The 17,117-nt window shown below is 58.3% G+C and carries 15 protein-coding genes and 2 tRNA genes; 8 read left to right on the plus strand and 9 right to left on the minus strand.

The genetic code is table 11. The features are described from left to right. Positions 1 to 53: 53 nt before the first annotated feature. The 6 genes from GOB85_RS08240 to GOB85_RS08265 all read right to left on the minus strand — a co-directional run bounded on the left by GOB85_RS08240 (position 54) and on the right by GOB85_RS08265 (position 6,934). Positions 54 to 782, minus strand: coding sequence for a haloacid dehalogenase type II (locus GOB85_RS08240; RefSeq protein ID WP_173577080.1), 729 nt, complete (start codon positions 780 to 782; stop codon positions 54 to 56). A 1,175-nt stretch (positions 783 to 1,957) separates the two neighbouring features. After that, entirely contained in the window at positions 1,958 to 2,740 is a 783-nt protein-coding gene (locus GOB85_RS08245; protein ID WP_173577079.1) for a succinate dehydrogenase iron-sulfur subunit, read from the minus strand. Positions 2,741 to 2,777: 37 nt separating this feature from the next. Further along, positions 2,778 to 4,589 carry a succinate dehydrogenase flavoprotein subunit gene (gene sdhA, locus GOB85_RS08250; protein ID WP_173577078.1) on the minus strand — a complete coding sequence of 604 codons (1,812 nt, stop codon included), beginning with the start codon at positions 4,587 to 4,589 and terminating at the stop codon, positions 2,778 to 2,780. 97 nt (positions 4,590 to 4,686) lie between these two features. After that, positions 4,687 to 5,106 (minus strand): succinate dehydrogenase, hydrophobic membrane anchor protein, encoded by a 420-nt coding sequence (gene sdhD / locus GOB85_RS08255; protein ID WP_173577077.1) that lies wholly within the window; start codon positions 5,104 to 5,106, stop codon positions 4,687 to 4,689. A gap of 1 nt (position 5,107) precedes the next feature. After that, positions 5,108 to 5,581, minus strand: coding sequence for a succinate dehydrogenase, cytochrome b556 subunit (gene sdhC, locus GOB85_RS08260; RefSeq protein ID WP_173577076.1), 474 nt, complete (start codon positions 5,579 to 5,581; stop codon positions 5,108 to 5,110). A 330-nt stretch (positions 5,582 to 5,911) separates the two neighbouring features. Then, positions 5,912 to 6,934: an aspartate-semialdehyde dehydrogenase gene (locus tag GOB85_RS08265; protein WP_173577075.1), complete on the minus strand. Its 1,023-nt coding sequence runs from the start codon at positions 6,932 to 6,934 to the stop codon at positions 5,912 to 5,914. 158 nt (positions 6,935 to 7,092) lie between these two features. Between GOB85_RS08265 and zwf the strand changes: the two genes are divergently transcribed. Then, positions 7,093 to 8,637, plus strand: a complete 1,545-nt coding sequence (zwf, locus tag GOB85_RS08270) for a glucose-6-phosphate dehydrogenase (protein WP_173577074.1) — start codon at positions 7,093 to 7,095, stop codon at positions 8,635 to 8,637. A 155-nt stretch (positions 8,638 to 8,792) separates the two neighbouring features. Then, on the plus strand, positions 8,793 to 9,260 hold the full coding sequence (locus GOB85_RS08275) for a DUF2501 domain-containing protein (protein ID WP_173577073.1): 468 nt from the start codon (positions 8,793 to 8,795) through the stop codon (positions 9,258 to 9,260). A 149-nt stretch (positions 9,261 to 9,409) separates the two neighbouring features. Here GOB85_RS08275 and nusG read toward each other — a convergent pair whose 3' ends face one another. The 3 genes from nusG to GOB85_RS08290 all read right to left on the minus strand — a co-directional run bounded on the left by nusG (position 9,410) and on the right by GOB85_RS08290 (position 10,390). Further along, positions 9,410 to 9,940, minus strand: a complete 531-nt coding sequence (gene nusG, locus GOB85_RS08280) for a transcription termination/antitermination protein NusG (RefSeq protein WP_173577072.1) — start codon at positions 9,938 to 9,940, stop codon at positions 9,410 to 9,412. Positions 9,941 to 9,949: 9 nt separating this feature from the next. Beyond that, on the minus strand, positions 9,950 to 10,144 hold the full coding sequence (secE, locus tag GOB85_RS08285) for a preprotein translocase subunit SecE (RefSeq protein WP_173577071.1): 195 nt from the start codon (positions 10,142 to 10,144) through the stop codon (positions 9,950 to 9,952). 169 nt (positions 10,145 to 10,313) lie between these two features. Next, positions 10,314 to 10,390: transfer RNA gene (locus GOB85_RS08290), tRNA-Trp, on the minus strand. 264 nt (positions 10,391 to 10,654) lie between these two features. Here GOB85_RS08290 and GOB85_RS08295 point away from each other — a divergent pair. The 6 genes from GOB85_RS08295 (at position 10,655) to atpD (ending at position 17,090) form a co-directional block, all read left to right on the plus strand. Beyond that, a tRNA-Gly gene (locus tag GOB85_RS08295) sits at positions 10,655 to 10,728 on the plus strand. 131 nt (positions 10,729 to 10,859) lie between these two features. Further along, positions 10,860 to 12,305 carry a DHA2 family efflux MFS transporter permease subunit gene (locus GOB85_RS08300; RefSeq protein WP_173577070.1) on the plus strand — a complete coding sequence of 482 codons (1,446 nt, stop codon included), beginning with the start codon at positions 10,860 to 10,862 and terminating at the stop codon, positions 12,303 to 12,305. Positions 12,306 to 12,499: 194 nt separating this feature from the next. Further along, the gene (locus GOB85_RS08305; protein ID WP_194298722.1) at positions 12,500 to 13,120 is read left to right on the plus strand and encodes a F0F1 ATP synthase subunit delta; all 621 of its coding nucleotides are present in this window, start codon (positions 12,500 to 12,502) and stop codon (positions 13,118 to 13,120) included. Beyond that, positions 13,120 to 14,655 carry a F0F1 ATP synthase subunit alpha gene (gene atpA, locus GOB85_RS08310; protein WP_173577068.1) on the plus strand — a complete coding sequence of 512 codons (1,536 nt, stop codon included), beginning with the start codon at positions 13,120 to 13,122 and terminating at the stop codon, positions 14,653 to 14,655. The genes GOB85_RS08305 and atpA overlap by 1 nt, the downstream gene beginning before the upstream one ends. Before the next feature lie 15 nt (positions 14,656 to 14,670). Continuing rightward, positions 14,671 to 15,552: a F0F1 ATP synthase subunit gamma gene (locus GOB85_RS08315; RefSeq protein ID WP_173577067.1), complete on the plus strand. Its 882-nt coding sequence runs from the start codon at positions 14,671 to 14,673 to the stop codon at positions 15,550 to 15,552. Between the two features lie 59 nt (positions 15,553 to 15,611). Further along, positions 15,612 to 17,090 carry a F0F1 ATP synthase subunit beta gene (gene atpD, locus GOB85_RS08320; RefSeq protein ID WP_173577066.1) on the plus strand — a complete coding sequence of 493 codons (1,479 nt, stop codon included), beginning with the start codon at positions 15,612 to 15,614 and terminating at the stop codon, positions 17,088 to 17,090. Positions 17,091 to 17,117 lie beyond the last annotated feature (27 nt).

Genomic DNA, 17,117 nt, shown 5'->3' on the forward strand with positions numbered 1-17,117 from the left:
GACGGATCCCGGAGAGATCAGCGTCTTCGTAGTCTGGCATAACTGACGAAAGATCAGAGACCCTCAGCACATTCCCGTTTATGCGCCTCGGCAAGTTCCGCCATCGACGTGAACTGAAAATCAATACGCGGCATCGCCCCCGGATCCATCGTCGCGCCGAAACCCTGCTGGGCATGACGGCGATAAATCCAGCAGGATGCAAGACCAAACGCATTGGCAGGCGTATGATCATGAAAAAGGCTCTCGGCAGTATGAAGGATATCATCCTTCTCCAGCCCAAGATCCGCCAGATACTCCAGCATGTATTCGAAATTACGCGGAGATGGCTTATAAGAACCAATGTCTTCCGCAGTATAAATACCGTCGAATTCTACCTGCAATCGTGTATTGCTGCCGGAAAAAGACCGGAAATCCACATTCGAGAGAATAACGAGTTTGAAATGCTGCTTCAAATAGGCCAGCGCTTCAGCAGAGTCCGGAAACGCGGGCCATGATGGCACAGACGCCCCGTAATTCTCTGCCTCCGAAACCCCGCATGCCACTCCCCATTCTTCAGCCAGACGCCGATAAACACTGGCAAGAATCGCAGGGTATGGACGTCCCGGCGTCCATTTTTGCTGACGTGATTCATAGCGCGCGTGGGCCTGCAGAATCTCGTCCCGCGACAGAGGGCGACTCACGCGATCCGTCAGGGGACGAAGTGCGTTAATGATACCGCTCTCCCAGTCGATCAGCGTGCCGTAGCAATCGAATGTCAGAACTTTGAACTGTGATAATTTCACGTGAACCTGCCATTTGTTCTGATGTCGGAATATAACGTTATGGGCAGTCTGGTGGCGTATTCTGCTTTTTTTGGGTCGCAGGCGCTACGTTGTGCTGTTGTGCCATGCTCTCGCAGATGAATAAAACGCAGAGCAGTCACGAATGGATGGGATTACCGCCGCAACTGTGACCGGGAAGCCTTTGAGCGGGATTCCGGGGGGCTTAATACCAACCCATATAAAAGATTGACCGTCATAAAGAAGCCGGGCTCAGCCCGGACCCGGCAGGGACCGCAGGCCCCTGCACCCCAGCCTGCTGATCATAAAACGGTTTGCAAAGGCGAGCCTTTGCCGGGTTCCAGGGCAGAGCCCTGCCCGTCTTGCTCCTCCCGGTCCTGCACCGGCCAGTCTCACACAGGTGAAGGGCCAGACCCTCCGGATAAGCTGGTTTCCAAAAGCTCTGTTGTCATTAGGTGCAGGCACCTTCTCAGGGCTTTGCCCTGGAACCCACCAAAGGTCACAGACCTTTGGAAATATGCTTATTTATCAACAGATTGGGGTGAAGGGGTCCGCGACCCCTTCCGGGTTCGGGCAGAGCCCGATCTTTTTCTAACCCTTTGAAAAATCACTGATCAACACTTAACGACAACAGAGCCTTTCCAAAGGTCTGCGACCTTTGGCGTGGTCTGGGCAGAGCCCCCCCGGCACTCTCTTCCTGTGTGTCCGCCTCAACGCTGGCTGGTCCCGTGTCTGAACCACGCAGACCCGCAAGCCCTCTGTTGCCGAAACACCCGACGACGCCGATGGTCCGGCATCGGCTCATCTTCGCCGGAGCGCGTGCCCGGGCACAGTGCCTCCGACTGAGCCAGGAATCCCACCCTGTCCACACAGACGGCTGTCAAAGAAAAAATCCTCTCAATAACGTCCGCTAAAACGCACAACCCACTTGCAACCCGTCCCCGCAGCCATTCCGATCCCGAACCAAAAATGTCCATAACCTTACGGAATCACCCCTCTCAGCCATCCCGTCCCCAAAACAAACCAATACCCCTGCAAAAAGAAAAACCCCTCGCCCCACAAACCGGAGACACGTCTGCTGCGGCCCGGACAGAAAGAAGACCCATGACACCAGACACAAAAAAAAGCGCCGGAAGGTTTCCCTCCCGGCGCCCGAAACCTCAGAATCAAAACTCCGCTCAGAGCTTCCGTTCGACCTGAAGCTCCTTGATCCGTCCGATCGCCTTCGCCGGGTTCAGACCCTTCGGACAGGTCTGCGTGCAGTTCATGATCGTACGGCAGGCATAAAGCTTGAAGGTATCTTCAAGTGAATCAAGCCGGTCGCCCGTATGCTCGTCACGGCTATCCGCAATCCAGCGATAAGCCGCCAGCAGAACAGCCGGACCAAGATACCGGTCGCCATTCCACCAGTAAGACGGGCAGGATGTCGTGCAGCAGAAGCACAGAATGCACTCCCACATGCCATCCAGCTTCGCCCGCTCCTCAATGGACTGACGACGCTCCCCGTCCGGCGGCGGCGGGCTGTCAGCCTGGATCCACGGGTCAATAGCGCGAAGCTGCGCATAGGCCCCGTCAAGATTGGAAACCAGATCCTTGACAATCGGCATGTGGGGAAGGGGATTGATCATGATGTCCCCCTCCATGCTTTTGATCGGCTTCAGACACGCCAGCGTGTTTTCGCCATCAATGTTCATCGCGCAGGAGCCGCAGATACCCTCGCGACAGGACCGGCGGAACGTCAGCGTCGGATCAATGTCGTTCTTGATGTGAATCAACGCATCCAGAACCATCGGACCGATCGCATCCAGATCGACCTCATAAGCATCCATCACCGGATTTTTGTCATCATCCGGCGTCCAGCGATAGATTTTGAAAGTCCGCACAGTCTTCGCACCGGCCGGCGCAGGGAAAAACTGTCCCTTACCCACCGTGCTGTTCCGCGGAAGTCTCAGTTCGACCATCTTAGCCTCCCTTAATTCGTCCGTTCATCACGGCAGATCAGTAAACACGCTTCTTCGGCGGGAAGACCTGAACGTCGTCAGTCAGCGTCTTCATGTGCACAGGGCGATAACTCAGCTTCGTGCCGCCCTTGTCGTCCAGCCAGGACACACTGTGCTTCATCCAGTCCTTGTCATCGCGATCCGGGAAATCATCACGGGCATGAGCACCACGGCTCTCATGACGAACCAGGCCGCTCTCAAGCGTGACAGTCGCGTTAGCGAGGAGATTATCGAACTCCAGCGCTTCCATCAGATCGCTGTTCCAGATCAGCGACCGGTCGGCCACCGACATGTCGCCCTTCGCCGTCCAGATCTCGCGGATCTTGTCACAGCCTTCCTTCAGGCTCTCTTCGGTGCGGAACACCGCAGCATGCATCTGCATATCGCGCTGCAAACGGTCACGCAGTTCGGAAACCCGCGTGCCTCCTTTCGCATTGCGAACCCGGTCAAGACGATCCAGAGCCTGCTCACCCGCACCAGCCGGCAGCGGCTTCGCAAAATCGGTCGGTTTAACAATTTCAGCCGCGCGTCTTGCAGCAGCACGACCGAACACGATCAGATCCAGCAGCGAATTCGTGCCCAGACGGTTCGCACCATGAACCGACACGCACGCCGCTTCGCCAACAGCCATCAGACCCGGAACGACAGCATCCACATTGTCTTCCGTCGGACGGACAACCTCACCGTGAATGTTCGTCGGAATGCCGCCCATGTTGTAATGCACCGTCGGCAGAACCGGCACCGGCTCCTTCGTCACATCAATACCCGCGAACACACGCGAGGTCTCGATGATGCCCGGCAGACGCTCATGAAGCAGGTCAGAGCCCAGATGCTCCAGATGCATCATCATGTGGTCCTTCTTCGGACCACAGCCCCGCCCTTCCCGCATCTCAACGGTCATGGCGCGTGACACAACGTCACGGGATGCCAGATCCTTAGCCGTCGGCGCATAACGCTCCATGAAGCGCTCGCCCTCGGAGTTGGTCAGATAACCACCCTCACCACGGCAGCCTTCTGTCAGCAGACAGCCCGCCGGATAAATGCCGGTCGGATGGAACTGTACGAATTCCATATCCTGCGTCGGAATCCCGGCCCGCATCGCCATGCCACCACCGTCGCCGGTGCAGGTATGTGCCGAGGTGCAGGACTGGTAGGCGCGGCCATAGCCACCCGTCGCCAGCACAACCATCTTCGCATTGAAGCGGTGGATCGTACCATCATCCTGACACCAGGCCATGACACCACGACATTCGCCGCTCTCGTCCATGATCAGGTCAAGCGCGAAATACTCAACGAAAAACTCGACGTTGTGCTTCAGGCACTGCTGATACAGCGTGTGCAGAATCGCATGGCCCGTGCGGTCAGCGGCAGCACAGGCACGCGGCACCGGCGCCTTGCCGAAGTCGCTCATATGGCCGCCGAACGGGCGCTGATAGATCTTGCCGTCTTCCGTGCGGGAGAATGGCACACCAAAGTGCTCAAGCTCGTAAACGGAAGGCACCGCCTCGCGGCACATATATTCAATGGCATCCTGGTCACCCAGCCAGTCCGACCCCTTTACGGTGTCGTACATGTGCCAGCGCCAGTTATCTTCAGCCATGTTGCCCAGCGAGGCTCCAATGCCACCCTGAGCGGCCACGGTGTGACTGCGTGTGGGGAAGACCTTGGTGATACAGGCCGTGGACAAACCAGCGGCACCCATACCGAGTGTAGCGCGGAGACCCGAGCCACCAGCGCCGACAACCACCACGTCATAGGCGTGATCGACGATGCGGTAGGCTCCCCGAGATGGAGAGGAAATAGCATTCATTTTGACGGCGCTCCCGTTGTCTTGCGACCTGTCATACTTCAGCGAAAAACGGCTCCGGCATCGCCCGCGGGCCATGCCGGAGCCGGAGGAATAGCAATCAGGCTTTCGAAGCCGGCCTGCCGAGCGCAAGCTTCAGCACGGCGACCACACCCAGAAGCCCGAGCAGGCCGGTAACAAACCGCACCCCAAATTTGGCCGGGACGTGAGCCTTGCCATGCACATAGTCATCCACAATTACCTGAAGGCCGACTTCAGCATGGTAAAAGCTCGAGATGACGAGAGCCGAGAGCATCGTCGCGTTCAGAGGTTTGCCACCCCATTTCGCGACGTCCTCATAGTCGGCACCGCCCAGGCGGAACATCTGCACGACAAACCAGCCGGAGAGCGGCAGCAGCGTCGCCGCCGACACCCGCTCCGCAATCCAGTGGCCAGTGCCTGAGTGACCCGAGCCAAGACCGCGTGCGCGGCCGAGCTGGGAACGCATCACATCGTGACGCGGTGAAACCGGTGCATTCATCTCAGGAGGCCTTCCTCAACTTCGCACGACCGTGTGCACGACAGCAGGAGACGCCCAGCAGAGCCACGGCCAGCGTCACGCCGACACCGGCAATCACGCCGACAGCAACCGGACCGTCTTCGTTCACGGATTTCTTGTCGTCACGCTGGCCGGCATCCCAGATAAAGTGACGCAGACCGCCAACAGTGTGCCAGACCAGAGAGAAGATCCACCCGGCGAGAATAAGCTGCCCGAGTGGATGAGCTGTTATCCTGCGTGCCGAAGCAAAGGATTTCGGCCCCTTTGCCAGAGCCGCAAGCCAGGCAACTCCCAGTGCCGATCCTGCGGTTGCCGCCACGCCGGTAATACGGTTCGATATCGAAAGAAACATCGACAGGCGCATCTTATAAACCTGAAGATGCGGTGACATGGGTCGTCGGATTAATGTGCCGTCACTTCGGCTCCCGACATAGAGCGCTTCCCGGACATCCTGCATCGTCGCCTCGCCGTCTCTGTGTAGAAAAAACGCCGCAAGAAGCCGGCGCCAGTCAGGAATCGGTCCTACGCCGCAGGGGTGCGAGGGTCAATTCGACAGAGAAACACGAGACCGAGAGGTAGGCTCACGTTTTATTTGATAATTTCCGCAGTTGTCTGCGCCCGCAAGCCGGTCGCCGGGTCCGCGGATTACCCCCGGAGGCAGCCTCATAGCCACCGAATCGTATAAAACCCCTGCTATCTATTCAGAGAGAACGCCGGAGCGAAAAACGGCAGAGCAGACTGCCGGTGCATACCGGTTCTGCTCTGCCCGTCGATCACCGAAAAGGGATCAGCGCCTCTTGCCCAGCATATCAAACGCAATCGTGAGTTCCGCGATCTGCACAGCGTTCAGCGCCGCACCCTTCCGCAGGTTGTCCGAGACGCACCAGAAAGCGAGTCCGTTCGGAACCGTCGGGTCAATGCGCAGACGCGAAACATAGGTCGCATCTTCCCCGACGCATTCAATGGGCGTGACATACCCCCCGTCGTGGCGCTGATCGACCAGTACTACGCCTTCTCCCTCACGCAGCGCCTCGCGCGCGCGCTCCAGATCCACAGGCTCCTCAAATTCAACAGAAACAGATTCAGAATGCCCCACAAAGACCGGCACACGCACGCAGGTCGCAAGCACGGCAATCTCAGGGTCGAGAATCTTCCGTGTCTCCACGGCCATCTTCCACTCTTCTTTCGTGAAACCATCATCCATGAAGCGGTCAATCTGCGGAATACAGTTGAAGGCGATCTGTTTCTGAAACTGCTCGATCGTCGGCGGATCACCGACAAAACTGCCCTTGGTCTGCGAAAACAGCTCGTCCATGCCGTCCTTCCCCGCGCCGGCAACCGCCTGGTAGGTGGACACAACGACACGTTTAATCGTGAACAGATCGTGCAGCGGCTTCAGGGCCACAACCATCTGAATCGTCGAGCAGTTCGGATTCGCAATGATCCGCCGTTTCGCCTTCTTGACGTCATCCGGGTTCACCTCAGGCACAACCAGAGGAACATCCGGGTCCATACGGAAATGTGACGTGTTGTCGATCACCATGCAGTCGGCCTTGGCCGCACGGGGCGCGTGAACAGCCGAAACCGCGCCTCCCGGTGAAAACAGGCCAACATCCCAGCCAGTGAAATCGAATGTCTCCAGGTTCGCGACCTTCAGCGTCCGGTCGCCAAACGACACCTCGCGACCCGTCGAACGCGGCGAGGCCAGAGCCACGATCTCGTCAACAGGGAACTCCCGTTCGTGGAGCGTCTTAAGTATCTCACGTCCGACCGCTCCCGTCGCGCCGACGACCGCTACCCGATAACCCATCCCTGTTCCCCTATCTCTCCACGTTCCACGCAGAATGGCGACGTGACACCTAGAGCAAGACGGGGGAGCGTGAAAGGTTTATCCGGGCGCCCCGATCGTCCGCGCTCCTTTGCTCACAGCCGGCCGGACACCCGTCGACGATGAAGGAAGGGTACCTGATGCCCCGTGCGAGAATTTCAACCTTCGCTCAGACTGATCAGCCGGTCGCCCCCTCCGGCGTCAGATCCGCGCCCGACTGCACACTCGTGATCTTCGGAGCACATGGAGATCTGACAAAACGCCTGCTGGTTCCGGCTCTTTATGATCTGAAGGTTTCAGGCCTGCTGCCCGATCGTTTCAGGGTCATCGGCATCGACCGCGCGGAAGACACCACCGATGGATGGCGTGCCGGTCTCACCGGGATGATGGAGAACTTCACAAAGGACCCCACCGCTGAATTCTACACCCCGAAGATCGATGAAACCGTATGGACCTGGCTCGCAGAGCGCCTGAGTTACGTTCGCGCGGATTTCACCGATCCGGCTGCGCTGCGCGATATCGGCAGTGACATTGACGGAAATGTCGTTTTCTATCTCGCTGTCCCGGCCCGCTTTTTCGCCCCGGCCATCGAAGCGCTGGGAAAAGCCGGGCTGACTGAAGAACCTGACGGCATGTTCCGCCGCGTCGTGATCGAAAAACCCTTCGGGACGGATCTGCAATCCGCGAAAGATCTCAACAGCCATATTCTCGCGGTCCTGAAAGAAGAGCAGATCTTCCGCGTCGATCACTTCCTGGGCAAGGAAACCGTCCAGAATATCCTCGCCATGCGGTTCGGCAACGTGATCTTCGAACCGATCTGGCACCGTGATTACATCGACAACATCCAGATCACGGCGGCAGAGACGGTTACGGTCGAATCCCGCGCCGCTTTTTACGAAGCGACGGGCGCTTTGCGGGATATGGTGCCCAATCACCTGTTCCAGCTCCTGGCCATGATCGCCATGGAGCCTCCCGCCAGTTTCGCGCCGGAGAAAGTCAGAACCTCAAAACAGACCCTGTTTGAGTCGATCCTGCCGATTAAGCCGGAAGATGTGGTGCGCGGTCAGTACGCAGCAGGAACCGTTAAAGGCAAACCGGTTACTGCCTATCGGGACAGTCCCGGCGTCGCGGCCGACAGCGACACGGAAACCTACGTCGCAATGAAGCTGGAAGTGCAGAACTGGCGATGGGCCGGCGTCCCGTTCTACATCCGGACCGGCAAAGCCATGTCAAACCGGCTGGCCGAAATCGTGGTCGAATTCCGTGTTCCGCCCCTCACGCTGTTTCCCTCTGCTCACGCTCATTCTCCTCCGCCCAACCGCGTGATTCTGAATGTCCAGCCCGTTCAGGGCGTGACGATCTGCTTCGGCGCCAAAAAGCCCGGCCCCGAAATGCGGCTCGTCGATGTGCAGTCACGATTTCGCTATCCTGATTTCTTCGTCCGTGAACCAAATGTCGGTTACGAAACCCTGCTTTACGACTGCCTTTGCGGGGATGCGACGCTGTTCCAGCGTGCCGATAATATCGAAACAGCGTGGTCAGCCGTTGAACCTGTTCTCGCTGGCTGGCGTGAGGGGAAAACCGCACCGGAATTGTATGAAGCCGGGTCAGCGGGACCCGGCGGTGCGGACGAACTTCTTGCACGAGACGGAAGAGCATGGCACCCGATTGCGGGTCAGGAGTGAGGGCATCTGTGTTGCCATATGTCACGAAAGCCCGGTCGGCCGTGGCAAAAGTGGCTGATTGATGCCGCCTTCCTGCCGTATTGCGCGCTCATAGGAGCGCGGAGATCAGGCCGGAGGCAACTCCGCCGGATCAGTCAGTTAAAAAGGGGATTCCCATGATCGTTCGTCGTTTTTGCGCCCTCGCACTTGCCGGCGGCCTGGCACTGACCGGCGCGTCAGTCGCACATGCCCAGTCGTTTGGCGGTCTCGCGAAGGGCGCGGAACAGGGCGCGCTCCAGGGCGCGCTTGGACAGACAGGACTTGGCGGAACGACCACATCAGGCACGTCCGGGCTTCTGGGCTCTGTGGGCCTGCCCTCGCTGTCTTCCGCCAGCACCGGTAACGTAACCGGTATTCTGAGCTACTGCGTCCAGAACAACATCGTCAGCGGTTCAACAGCCACTTCCACACTGAACTCACTTACCGGCAAGTCGAATGTCACAAGCGACACGTCTTACACCGCCGGTCAGCAGGGTCTCCTTCAGGTTGGCAACGGTAATCAGCTTTCGCTGGCATCGCTGAAGGAAGGTGTTCGCAAGAAGCTGTGCAATGCCGTCCTGAGCAAGTCGCAGTCCCTCATCTGATGTCTTCATGGAATGGTGATCTGCAACAGACCGCCATTCCGTCGCCATCATAAAAAACCCGCCCGGATCAGCACGATCGGGGCGGGTTTTTTTAAGTCAGCCTCTCTTCCGGCATGCCAGTGCGTGCCGTCAGGAACGGATCGACAGCGTCAGAGCTTCTCGACCTGGCTGTATTCCAGATCCACCGGGGTCGAGCGGCCAAAGATCGAAACACTGACCTTGAGGCGATTTTTATCTTCGTCAACCTCTTCCACCACACCATTGAACGATGTGAACGGACCATCAGCCACACGAACCTGCTCACCGACTTCGAAAGTAACAGACGAACGCGGACGTTCGACGCCTTCCTGAGCCTGCTTCATGATCCGTTCAGCTTCAGCCTCAGGGATCGGGCTTGGTCGCGTCTTCGAGCCAAGAAAGCCAGTTACTTTTGGTGTGTCCTTGACCAGATGCCAGCTCTCATCCGTCAGATCCATCTTGACCAGCACATAGCCAGGAAAGAACTTCCGCTCGGAGCTGATCTTCTGACCACGACGAACTTCAACAACGTCCTCAGACGGGACGAGCACCTGATCAATGTGATCGGCAAGCCCTTTCTGGGCCGCCTGCTCCATGATGTGGCTCGCGATCTTCTTCTCGAAACCCGAATAGACGTGCACGACGTACCAACGCTTGGCCATGCCGGTCTTCTAACCTCCCAGTCCGAAAAGTTCACGAACGCCGAGGCCGATAACCTGGTCGACGACGAAAAAGAAAATAGAAGCGAGCGTAGCCATCGCGAGCACCGCGCCTGTCGTCACCAGCGTCGCTCTCCGGGACGGCCAGGTAACGCGCCGCGCTTCAGCCTCCACGTCACGCAGAAATTTCACCGGACTGACAGACACTTACAACCCTTCTCACGCAGCCTTGGCACGTCCGGTTCATCACCCGCATGTGCTATCAGCCTGATTCGTCCGAAGCCAGCGACTGCCGGTCCGGTTGCTACACTCTCACCCGAAGCGGGGATCAGACCGAAGGGAGATGCTTCCCACCGGATGTCTGACCAGGCGGGTTTGGCAGGGGTGGAGGGTCTCGAACCCACAACCTCCGGTTTTGGAGACCGGCGCTCTAGCCAATTGAGCTACACCCCTGCAGAACCGCCCTGCGGAGACCATCTGAAGCAGCGAAAGCCGCTTCATCTGTTCACCGCGCGAACCGGGCGCAGGCCGCGGAAAAGAATATGTTGCACGTCCAAAGTCAAGAGGGGGAGGCGCAAACTTTGCTTCCGCCTGATCCCATGTAACCCTGCGAGTCAACGTTTTCCGGCATTTTCGGCATAGTAAACAGGCCGTATTTTTTCACGAACCCGATGGCTTGCCTCATTTGCGTGAGATGTAGTATAAGCCGACCGGGACGCGGGCGTAGCATAGTGGTAATGCAGTAGCCTTCCAAGCTTCTTAGGAGGGTTCGATTCCCTTCGCCCGCTCCAGTTTCTCTCCTGATTTTTCTGGCTGTAAGCGGGTCGCGGTCCGTAGTGGTTTGTCTCTGACGCCGGTTCAGAGGTGACTCCTCATAAAAAAGCCGCTGGTCCGGTTCGCCCCGACCGGAACGGCTGACATCATGAATGGCCTCGTAACGCGTGATCGACGCTGGCTCATTCTCGCATCCTGCTGCCTCAGTCTCCTGCTCGTGACGATGGACGTGACGATCGTCAACGTCGTCCTGCCTTCGATTCGTCACGCATTCGGTGCCGGTATCTCCGGTCTGCAGTGGATCGTGGACGCCTATACTCTGGTGGTGGCGGCCTTTCTCATGCTGGCGGGTTCAGTTGCGGATCGTATCGGGCGTCGGCGCGTGTTCCTCACCGGTGTCGTGACGTTCTGTCTTGGTTCTGCATTTTGCGGATTCGCCACATCCACAACTCAGATGATCTTGGCGCGCGTCTTTCAGGGCGTGGGTGGCGCCATGATGAATCCGGTCGCTTTGTCGATTATCGCCAATACCTTCCTCGACCCTCGCGAACGAGCCCGTGCAATCGGAATCTGGGGTATGATGTCGGGAGCTGCTCTTGCACTCGGTCCAATAGTCGGCGGATTTGTAAGTGACTGGATCGGGTGGCGCTTTGTCTTCTGGATCAATCTGCCGATCGGTCTTGTCGCTCTGATTATGACGCTGCGCTTCGTTCCCGAATCGCGGGCATCAGTCAGGCCGCCGCTCGATTTTCCGGCTCAGTTCCTGGCAGGCGCGGCCTCCGCCTGTCTTGTGGCGGCCCTTATTGAAGGGCCGGATGCCGGATGGGGCGGTGCCTGGACGGTGAGTCTGCTCGCGCTCTCTTTCGTCGCGGCGGGAGGATTTATCCTTGTTGAACTCTTCCGTGCGAATCCAATGCTCGATCTGCGGCTTTTCCGTTCGATCCCCTTTGCGCTCGCAACCGTTCTGGCTGTGCTGTGTTTTGCCATCTTTTCCTCGCTCCTGTTTCTCAACACCATTTATCTGCAGGACGTCAGGGGGCTGCTGCCTCGCCAGGCAGGTCTGAGACTGATGCCGCTGGCCATCGCCGTCATGGTCGCGGCTCCGCTGTCCGGCCGGCTTGTCGCTGCCCGCGGCGCACGGCTGCCGCTTATGCTGTCCGGAATCGGGCTGGCGCTGGGATCTCTCCTGATGACGGGTCTCACCGCGGGTATGCCAGAGTGGCAACTGACCCTCGCCTATCTGCTGGTAGGGGCCGGATTCGGCCTGTGCAACGCGCCAATCACCAATGCTGCCGTTTCCGGCATGCCCCGCAAGCGGGCAGGGCTGGCGGCGGCCATTGCTTCGACCAGCAGGCAGATCGGCGCTTCACTCGGTGTCGCGGTGGCCGGAAGCGTGCGGAATGGCCATGCCGGCGTGCATAATTTCACTGACGATTTTCTCGCCACAGTTCATCCCGTGTTCTGGATGTCTGTCTTTCTCGGAGTCGCCGTGAGCATGTGTGGCGTTATCGCGACAGGTCGCCGTGCTCAGGAATCTGCGGCCCGTGTTGCATCCGGCTTTTCTGACAAAGTTTTGCCGGATGCCCGAATGTGAAATCCTGTGCGGCAGAGTTTCTCGCCGGATGTTTCTCGCCGGACAGAATCTGACGGGTATGTCCCAAAAAGCCCGGGTCTGCTCTGTTGCGTGGTCCGGGTCTCCATGCTAGAGGCCGCGCCAATAACAAATTGCGACCGGGCGTGTGCTCGGGTCCGGTATAGCCCACCCCGGCATCACGTCTGCTGGCGCGCCTGGGGAACGCAGAAGGGGAAGAGCCAAACGTGGCCACTGCCGTAACGAGTACCCGTTCCGCACCTCAATCCCCTGTTGGGGCCGGCGGTCTTGCGGGGCGATATGCGACTGCGCTGTACGAGCTTGCCGCCGATCGCCAGCAGCTTGATGACGTTTTGTCTGAGACTGATGCTCTTGCGCGTCTGATCGATGAAAGTCAGGAACTGCGGTTCGTGCTTGGTGATGCCCGGCTCGATATCAGGGACTCCCGGAAAGCCATTCTCGCTATTCTGACGCAGCAGGGCTTCGGGCAAACCGTTACCAGCTTTGTCGGCGTGATTGCAGATAATCGTCGTCTGTCCCGTCTACGTGAAATTCTCGCGGCTTTTGCCGCCGTGGCTGCTGCCCGGCGTGGTGAAATGACCGCTGAAGTGGTCAGCGCTGAAGCGCTGACCACGGCGCAGCGTGCTCAGCTACAGGGTAAGCTCGCCGAAGCAGGCTATTCGCGTGTCAATCTTCAGGAGCGCGTAGACCCGGAGATCCTCGGTGGTCTCGTGGTTCGCGTTGGTCCGCGCCTGTTTGACAGCAGCCTGCAGTCCCGCCTTGTCCGCCTGCATTATGCCATGAAGGGAGCCGCGTGATGGAAATTCGTCCCGCCGAGATTTCGGATATCCTCAAGCAGCAGATCGCTTCGTTCGATACGGCATCTGAAATTGCCGAGACCGGTACGGTCCTGTCGGTCGGAGACGGTATTGCCCGTGTCTATGGCCTTCAGAACGTCATGGCCGGTGAGCTTGTCGATTTCCCGGCCGCCGGCCAGAAAGGCATGGCGCTGAACCTCGAAAACGATAACGTCGGTATCGTTATCTTCGGTTCCGACACGGAAATCCGTGAAGGTGATACCGTAAACCGCTCCGGTGCGGTCGTTGAGGTTCCTGTTGGTAAGGGTCTTCTCGGTCGCGTCGTCGATGGTCTCGGTAACCCGATCGACGGCAAGGGTCCGCTCACAGACGTCACGCTCAAACCGGCCGAAATCAAGGCGCCAGGCATTATGCCGCGCCAGTCGGTCAGTGAGCCGATGCAGACCGGCATTAAGGCGATTGACGCGCTGGTTCCTGTCGGCCGCGGTCAGCGTGAGCTGGTGATCGGTGACCGTCAGACTGGTAAGACCGCCATTCTGCTCGATACCATTCTTGCCCAGAAAGATGTGAATGCGCTCGGTGACGACAAGAAGTCGCTGTACTGCATCTATGTCGCCATCGGGCAGAAGCGGTCCACTGTTGCCCAGTTGGTGCGCACACTCGAAGAGCGTGGTGCGATGGCTTACTCCATAGTCGTCGCCGCAACGGCTTCCGATCCGGCTCCGATGCAGTATCTCGCGCCGTATTCCGCCTGTTCAATGGGTGAATATTTCCGTGACAACGGCATGCATGCCCTGATCTGCTACGATGACCTGTCGAAGCAGGCTGTGGCTTATCGCCAGATGTCTCTGTTGCTGCGTCGTCCGCCGGCACGCGAGGCGTATCCGGGTGACGTTTTCTATCTGCATTCCCGCCTGCTGGAACGCGCAGCGAAGATGTCCGACAAGAACGGCGCCGGCTCACTGACAGCCCTGCCTGTTATTGAGACCCAGGCAGGTGACGTCGCGGCTTACATCCCGACTAACGTCATCTCCATCACCGATGGTCAGATCTTCCTTGAGACCGATCTGTTTTACCGTGGCATCCGTCCTGCCGTGAACGTCGGTGGTTCCGTGTCCCGCGTCGGATCGGCCGCGCAGATCAAATCGATGAAACAGGTTGCCGGTAAAATTAAACTCGAACTGGCCCAGTACCGTGAAATGGCTGCCTTCTCGCAGTTTGCCTCGGATCTCGATCCGGCGACGCAGAAACAGCTGGCTCGTGGGGCGCGTCTTGTCGAACTGCTCAAACAGCCCGAATCCTCGCCTCTGGCAGTTGAAGAGCAGGTGATTGTCCTGTTTGCCGGCACCCGTGGTTACATCGACGGTATTGCCGTTGATCAGGTTGTCCCGTGGGAAAACAAATTGCTTGGTGAGCTGCGTGGTCCCGCGAAGGATCTCATTCAGGGGCTGCGGACAGAGCGGCAGATCACCAAGGATCTTGAAACCAGAATCGGTGAATTCCTGACTGACTTCAATCGCCGTTTCGTCGTCTGATCGCGAGTATCGTTCATGGCCTCCCTGAAGGAACTCCGCGCCAGCATCGGAAGCGTCAAATCGACGCGGAAGATTACAAGCGCGATGAAAATGGTCGCGGCGGCAAAACTCCGTCGCGCTCAGCTGCACGCTGAATCTGCCCGCCCGTATGCCGTAGCAATGCGTCGTATGCTGGGTGAGCTGGCCGGTGCGATGTCGGGTGAGGATGGTGCGCCGAAGCTGCTGGCCGGAAGCGGTGAAGACCGTGTCCATCTTCTTATTCCAATCACCAGCGATCGCGGTCTCGCGGGCGGCTTCAATTCGAACATCAACCGTACGACGCGGCTGACGATCCGCAGGCTGCAGGCCGAGGGTAAAACCGTCAAACTGCTTCCGGTCGGTCGTAAAGGCTTCGACTTTTTGTCCCGTGATTATGCCGGTCTTATCGTAGATCACGTGATCGGTGTCGGTGGCAGGGGAGTTCCATTCTCGGCTGCCAGTGATCTTGGTGCGAAGATCACGAAACTGCTTGAAAACGGCGAATTTGATGTCTGTACGGTAGTCTATAACCGTTTCCAGAATGTCATGTCGCAGGTGCCGACGCCGTTGCAGCTGATCCCGCTGGGACTTGATGCTGCGGAAGCAGCATCTGATCCGAACGCCGCGCAGTATGAATTTGAGCCGGATGAGCAAACTCTGCTTGAACGGTTGTTGCCGAGAAATCTGCAGGTGCAGATTTATGCGGCGCTGCTTGAATCGGCTGCTGGCGAGCAGGGTGCGCGTATGACCGCTATGGATAACGCAACCCGAAACGCCGGCAAGGCAATCGACCGGTTGACGCAGAAATATAACCGGACCCGTCAGGCCAAAATTACCAATGACCTTATCGAGATCATCTCGGGTGCGCAGGCGGTTTAATCCCGCTTTCGTCCCGTTCCCGACCCGTCCAGACCGTTTTGCCCGCAGGAGCTGATCCCATGTCGGATACCATCACCCAGACCCCGGCCCAGACTTCAGCCTCGGGTTCCTCGAACAACGTTGGCCGGATCACCCAGATCCGGGGCGCCGTCGTTGACGTGCAGTTTGAAGGCACACTTCCGAAAATTCTCGGTGCGTTGCACGTGAAACTCGGCAATTCCACTCTTGTGCTTGAAGTTGCACAGGAAATCGGTGAGCACGAAGTGCGCTGCATTGCCATGGACACGACCGACGGTCTCGTTCGCGGCGAGGAAGTCGTCGATACCGGTGCGCAGATTTCTGTCCCCGTTGGTCCCGAGGTTCTCGGCCGCATCATGAATGTGATCGGTGATGCCATCGACGAGAAAGGCCCGATCCGCACGGCGCGTCGTGCGCCGATCCATCGGGAAGCTCCTTCCTTCGAGGAACAGGCCGCCGCATCCGAAATCCTTGTTACCGGCATTAAGGTCGTCGACCTGCTGTGCCCATACCTGAAGGGTGGAAAGATCGGACTGTTCGGTGGTGCCGGTGTCGGTAAGACTGTTATCATTCAGGAACTGATCAACAACATCGCTAAAGCGCACGGTGGTGTGTCTGTTTTCGCCGGAGTTGGCGAACGTACGCGCGAAGGTAATGACCTGTATTACGAAATGCAGGATGCCGGTGTGATTAAGGTCGCCGAAGACGGCTCGACCGAGGGTTCCAAAGTGGCCCTGGTGTTCGGTCAGATGAACGAGCCCCCGGGAGCCCGTGCCCGTGTAGCGCTGTCCGGTCTGACGCAGGCCGAGTATTTCCGCGATGAAGAAGGGCAGGACGTCCTGTTCTTCGTCGACAATATCTTCCGCTTCACGCAGGCTGGCTCGGAAGTGTCAGCGCTTCTCGGACGTATCCCGTCTGCCGTGGGCTATCAGCCGACTCTTGCTACCGAGATGGGGGCTCTTCAGGAGCGCATCACCTCGACGAAGAAGGGCTCGATCACGTCCGTGCAGGCCGTCTATGTCCCTGCTGACGATCTCACCGATCCGGCACCTGCCGCGACTTTCGCCCATCTTGATGCGACGACAGTTCTCAACCGTTCGATCGCGGAAATGGGTATCTACCCGGCAGTCGACCCACTGGACTCAACGTCGCGTTCGCTTGATCCGAAGATCGTTGGCGAAGAACATTACAAAGTGGCACGCGATGTGCAACGTATCCTCCAGACATATAAGTCTCTGCAGGATATCATCGCCATTCTCGGGATGGATGAGCTGTCAGAAGACGACAAGCAGCTTGTGGCGCGCGCCCGTCGTATCCAGCGCTTCCTGTCTCAGCCGTTCCATGTTGCCGAGGTTTTCACGGGTGCGCCGGGTAAGCTGGTTTCTCTCGAAGACACGGTTCGCTCCTTCAAGGCCATCGTTGCCGGTGAGTATGATGATCTGCCGGAAGGTGCGTTCTACATGGTCGGCTCGATCGAGGAAGCTGTCGCGAAGGCAGAGAAGATGAAAGAATCGGCGTAATTTAGCCGACGTCGGAAGGGACCGTTA

It is taken from the genome of Acetobacter fallax (genome assembly GCF_011516735.1).
GTDB lineage: Bacteria > Pseudomonadota > Alphaproteobacteria > Acetobacterales > Acetobacteraceae > Acetobacter > Acetobacter fallax.